The 5,202-nt window shown below is 66.4% G+C and carries 6 protein-coding genes and 1 pseudogene; 6 read left to right on the top strand and 1 reads right to left on the bottom strand.

Features of this window, described 5'->3' with window-relative positions:
- From FXN61_RS47055 to FXN61_RS56840, 3 genes and pseudogenes are all read left to right on the top strand, one after another.
- A partial coding sequence (locus FXN61_RS47055) for a TAXI family TRAP transporter solute-binding subunit (RefSeq protein WP_281360881.1) occupies positions 1 to 239 on the top strand: 239 nt, incomplete at its 5' end.
- Positions 240 to 255: 16 nt separating this feature from the next.
- Positions 256 to 1,512: a phosphoribosylamine--glycine ligase gene (gene purD / locus FXN61_RS47050; protein WP_167980281.1), complete on the top strand. Its 1,257-nt coding sequence runs from the start codon at positions 256 to 258 to the stop codon at positions 1,510 to 1,512.
- A pseudogene (locus tag FXN61_RS56840) lies at positions 1,509 to 2,416 on the top strand (ADP-ribosylglycohydrolase family protein). The gene purD and the pseudogene FXN61_RS56840 overlap by 4 nt, the downstream one beginning before the upstream one ends.
- On the opposite strand, the gene FXN61_RS47040 reads toward FXN61_RS56840, so the two are convergent.
- On the bottom strand, positions 2,406 to 3,254 hold the full coding sequence (locus FXN61_RS47040; protein WP_167980280.1) for an AraC family transcriptional regulator: 849 nt from the start codon (positions 3,252 to 3,254) through the stop codon (positions 2,406 to 2,408). The pseudogene FXN61_RS56840 and the gene FXN61_RS47040 overlap by 11 nt on opposite strands.
- Positions 3,255 to 3,473: 219 nt before the next feature.
- Here FXN61_RS47040 and FXN61_RS47035 point away from each other — a divergent pair, with 219 nt between their 5' ends.
- From FXN61_RS47035 to FXN61_RS47025, 3 genes are all read left to right on the top strand, one after another.
- Positions 3,474 to 3,926, top strand: coding sequence for a hypothetical protein (locus FXN61_RS47035; protein WP_167980279.1), 453 nt, complete (start codon positions 3,474 to 3,476; stop codon positions 3,924 to 3,926).
- Positions 3,927 to 3,952: 26 nt separating this feature from the next.
- Positions 3,953 to 4,522 (top strand): DUF3558 domain-containing protein, encoded by a 570-nt coding sequence (locus FXN61_RS47030; RefSeq protein WP_167980278.1) that lies wholly within the window; start codon positions 3,953 to 3,955, stop codon positions 4,520 to 4,522.
- A 12-nt stretch (positions 4,523 to 4,534) separates the two neighbouring features.
- On the top strand, positions 4,535 to 5,202 hold a 668-nt coding region (locus tag FXN61_RS47025; protein WP_446684965.1), incomplete at its 3' end, for a PPE domain-containing protein.

Raw genomic sequence — 5,202 nt, 5'->3', positions numbered from 1 at the left:
CGACCATCCCCGCCGCGACCTACGGGACCTCGGACGTTCCCACGATCGTCGTGCCGAACCTGCTGCTCGTGCGCGAGGACTTCGCGGCCAACAACGCGTGCGCGGTGACGAAGCTGATCTTCGACAAGAAGGCTGACCTGGAGAAGGTGCACCCGGCCGTGAAGGACATCGACAGGGCCAAGGCTTCGGTCACCGAGCCCGTCCCGCTGCACCCAGGGGCGAAGCAGGCACTCGGCTGAACTAGGCTCGGGCATCGTGCGCGTCCTGGTCATCGGGTCTGGAGCCCGTGAGCATGCCCTTGTCCTCGCGTTGTCGCGCGACCCGCAGCTGACTGCTTTGGCGTGCGCGCCTGGCAACGCAGGCATCGCGGGACACGCCGAGATCTGCGGCGTGGACGTCGCCGACGCCTCGGCGGTCGCCACCCTCGCGAAGGAGTGGAAGGCCGACCTCGTGGTCATCGGCCCCGAACAACCGCTGGTCGTCGGGGCCGCTGACGCGGTCCGTGCCTTGGGCATCCCGTGCTTCGGGCCGTCCAAGGCGGCGGCTCGAATCGAGGGGTCCAAGGCGTTCGCGAAGGACGTCATGAACGCGGCGGGCGTCCCCACCGCCCACAGCGAGGTCGTGGACAACCCGGCCCGCCTGGACGCCGCTCTCGGGCGCTTCGGACCGACGTGGGTGGTGAAGGACGACGGTCTCGCCGCAGGCAAGGGCGTCGTGGTCACCTCCGATCTGGCCGCCGCTCGTGCGCACGCGATGACGTTGCTCGACGGCGGGCACCCGGTGCTGCTGGAGTCCTTCCTGGACGGTCCGGAGGTGTCGCTGTTCTGCGTCACCGACGGTGTCTCGGTCGTGCCCCTGATCCCGGCGCAGGACTTCAAGCGCGTCGGTGACGGAGACCACGGTCCGAACACCGGTGGCATGGGCGCCTACGCGCCGTTGCCGTGGGCGCCTGAAGGCCTGGTCTCCGAGATCGTTTCGCGGTGCGTGCAGCCCGTGGTCGACGAGCTGCGCGCTCGGGAGACGCCGTTCGTCGGCCTGCTGTACGCGGGCCTGGCCCTGACGTCGACCGGTGTGCAGGTGATCGAGTTCAACTGCCGGTTCGGTGACCCGGAGACCCAGTCGGTTCTCGCTCTGCTGAAGTCCCCGATCTCTTCGCTGTTCCTCGCGGCTGCTTCTGGTGAGCTGGCCGATCTGCCTGCTCTGGAGTGGGAGAACGGCTACGCCGTGACCGTCGTCGTGGCCGCGGAGGGCTACCCAGGTCGTCCGCGCACCGGTGACGTGATCACCGGCTCCGAGGCGGAGGGCGTGCTGCACGCGGGCACGCGCCGCCGCGAGGACGGCGCCGTGGTGTCGGCCGGTGGACGTGTGCTGTCGGTCGTGGGCACCGGCAAGTCCCTGTCCAAGGCTCGTGAGCGCGCCTACAAGAGGATCGCGGACATCCATCTCACCGGCTCGCACCACCGTTCGGACATCGCTCTGAAGGCGGTCGAGGGCAAGATCACGGTGCCGTGAGCCTGCTCGGGTGCCTGTTGGGCGGGGCCGTCGGTGACGGCCTCGGCGCGCCGATCGAGTTCTCATCGATCGACGTGATCCGGCGCCAGTACGGTCCTTCCGGCGTTGTGGACCTGCCACAGCTGGAGATCACCGACGACACCCAGATGGTGCTGTTCACGTTGGAGGGCCTGCTGCTCGCGCGGCAGCACGGCATCGACCCGGTTGTTGCCGTGCGCGCCGCCTACGGCCGTTGGCTGCACACCCAGGGCGGTCCTCCGGTCGCTGATGACGGCTGGCTGATGGCGGACCAGCGCCTGCACTCACGGCGGGCGCCGGGCCACACCTGCATCACCGCGTTGAAGCACAACGAAAAGAACGACTCGAAGGGCTGCGGCGGCGTGATGCGCGCCGCCCCCGTCGCCGTGTGGTCCCGCGACGTGCGCGAGGTCTTCACCCTGGCGGCGGAGACGGCGCGACTGACGCACCACCACCCAGCGGCTACCTGTCCGCAGGTGTCCTGGCGGTGATCGTGCAGGCCCTGCTGGGCGGCACGGACCTGCTGTCGGCCATCGCCGTGTCGCGTGCCGAACTGGTCCGCTGGGAAGGCCACGAGGAGCAAACCTCGTTGCTGGACAAGGTCGTAGGACTCGGCCCGCTGACCCCTGAAGAGATCGAGTCCGAACTCGGCGGCGGCTGGGTGGGCGAAGAAGCCCTGGCCATCGGCCTGCACGCTGCTCTGGTGGCGCCGGACTTCGCCAGCGCTGTTCGTGTCGCGGTGAACCACTCCGGCGACTCGGACTCAACGGGCTCGATCTGCGGCAACGTCCTGGGCGCCCGCGACGGCGTTGCCGTGATTCCTGGTGACTGGCTTTCCGTTCTCGAACTGCGAGACGTGATCGAACGCCTGGCCCTCAGCTGGTGACGGGAATCCACAACTCGGCCGTGGCCGTGTCACCGTTGATCTGCGTCTGCAACATCGACGGTCCTTCGACGCTCTGGTAGCTGTTCGACGGGAACCACTGCGTGTAGACGTCCCGCCACATGTACTGAATCGTCTCCGGATACGGCCCCTCAGCCCTGAACACAGCCCACGTGTTCTTGGGCACCGTCATGGCCTCCATGTCACTCGGCGGCTCCTGGCTGGTCACCACCCCGTGGAAGTAGTCGAGGTGATCACCCTCCTCGACCCCTTCCTGGTTGAAGGTCAGCGCGAGGAGGCCTTCCGGCTCGCCGTTGCTCATGCTCTTCATCCGCTCCAACGCCGGCATGCCGATGCCCTTGATGAACTCGACGATCGCGGGGTTCATCCCCAGGTGCACCAACGGCACCCGCGTCCCCCTGCCGACGACCTGGAACGCCTCTTTCTCGACGATCCGGTACTCCATGCTCGTACTCCCCTCGACAACCAGCTTGAACGTGAGAATCTGCTGCGACTGCAACGCTTTCCTCCGGGTTCGCGCCTCCTGCGGCCCGATCCCGTGCATGGCCTTGAACGCCCGCGCGAAAGCCTCGTTGGACCCGTAACCCCACCTGACAGCGATGTCGAGGAGCGAGTCCTGTCCACTGAGGACTTCGCCGGCGGCCTTCGTGAGCCTCCTGCGCCTGATGTACTCGCTGAGCGGAATCCCGGCGAGCGCACTGAAGAGCCTGCGCAGGTGGTACTCACTGGTGCCCGCGATCCGCGCGAGCCGCTTGACGTCGACCTCGCGGTCGAGATCGTCTTCGATGCGGGCCATGGCTTCGTTGAGTCGTTCCAGCACGTCGCCAACGCTATGGGGTGCTGTGGGCTCCTACCCGACTTCCTGTGCCCGATCCGATCGCCCTGCGCTCGTGGTCACGCCGCCGTCGTCTGGGGAACTCAGAGTGACGTGGAACCAACGAGGGGTGGTCTTCGTCCAACCACAGGTACGTCTTACGCGGGCGTTGGTAACCTGCGAAGCGGGACCGAACCGTTACCAACCGTACGGGGGTAGGACGTCGTGACACAGGAGAACGCGGGGGCGGATGCCGTTCTCGGTGCCGCTGCGGGGCTGGCGGGGGGCGCGGTCGCAGGGGCGGTCGCAACGTTCAAGGCCGCGTCGTCGCTCATGGACAGAATCTCGTCGGGACCGTCGACTCAGCAGTTCCACGTCGACAAGGACACCGTCCTGAAGGCCGGCAAGGTCATCCATGACCAGTGGATGCTGCTGGACAAGGAGTACATGGACAAGGCGGATCTGCTGCGGATCAAGACTGTGGGCGGTGACAAGGTCACCACGGATGTCGTTGAGGCTTGGAACGACCGGCTCGCATTCCATGAAGACTCGTACTCGAATCGAATCGCGGCGTACATCGAGGCATTGAAGAGTCTCTCCGACCAGCTGAAGGCGTCCGCCCAGCAGTACGGTTTCACCGACGAAGAGATCACCGCGACGTTCAGGCCGAAAGCGTGATGATGCGTTTCTCCAAACTAGCGACCGTGCTGATCTGCGCGGCGGCCGTCTCAGCCTGCACGATCGGCGGGGAGAAGGGGAACCCCACCACCGCGCCGCCGACAGCTTCATCCGGAAGCGATTCCGCGGGTAGCCTGCCCGCGCGTCCATCGAGCCTGAAGGTCGATTCCGTGGACGCGTGCAAGCTGCTCACGGCGGACCACATGAAGCAGATCGGCGTGGAAGTCGCCACGCCCAGGCAAATGGACCTCGTGATAGGTCAGAAATCGCCGGGCTGCCGGTACTCGGGCGTCGGCGGTTTTGGCTACACAGTCGGCACGGTGACGCACAATGGCGTGTCGTATTGGATTGAAGGTTCGGGAAACACTGACGGCAAAGTCATCAAGGTCGCAGATTTCGGCGCTGTCGAGATCACGCTGAAGGGCGGCACCGGCTTTGACTGTTCCGTGGCGATCGACGTTGCTGACGGTCAACAGCTGATGGTCAGCTACATTCCGACCACGACGACCGAAAAGAACAAGGATCAGTCCGTCTTGTGCGGGAACGCTGAAAAGGCCGCCGGGTTCGCGCTCGCGACGCTGAAGACATTGAAGTAGTGAGGGGGAGCCATGTCAGGTTATCGGCAGCTCACTGACTGGAACTTCGACGGTTGGTCCAACGCGGATCTCGCCAACGAGGTCCAGAAGCTCTCGGGTACCACGATGGCTTCTAGGTTCAGCGAGGCGTCCGAGGCGCTGCGCTCGCTGGCCAACACCCTGGAATCCGTCGACAAGACGATCCGGGACCAGCTGAAGGAACTCAAGATCGAGTGGGGCGGCGCGGCCGGCGAGAAGAGCCATGAGAAGACCGACGTGGTCGCCGAGGGTATCGACGACGCCAGCCAGACGTCGGGGCAGAACTCCCAGGCGATGACGCAGCAGGGCGAGAGCACCAGCAGCGCCCGTCACAGCACGCCCAACTCCCAGGATCTCCGCGGCGACACCGAGAAGAACTTCGGGGACAAGGTCGTCGGCCTCGTCGGCATCGAGACCGACCACGCCGCAGAGGTCGAGGCCACCAACAGGGCGCGTCAGCAGGCGATCGACGCCCTGAACGGCTACACCTCGAACAGTCAGGGCGCGTTGGACGGCTTCCGCGCCCCGAACCAGGCCCCCGACATCGTGGTCACCAGTGGTGCCGTGGCCACGCCCGTTGGACAGCCCGTCGGCCAGCCCCAGGTAGGCCCGCCCGGCATCACAGGCGGCCCCGGCTTCACCGGCTCGCCCGGCAGCCCCGG

Origin of the sequence: Lentzea indica (genome assembly GCF_012184385.1) — a bacterium.
GTDB lineage: Bacteria > Actinomycetota > Actinomycetes > Mycobacteriales > Pseudonocardiaceae > Lentzea > Lentzea indica.
Note: the sequence above shows the minus strand (reverse complement) of the source record. Positions and strands in the feature narration are given on the sequence as shown.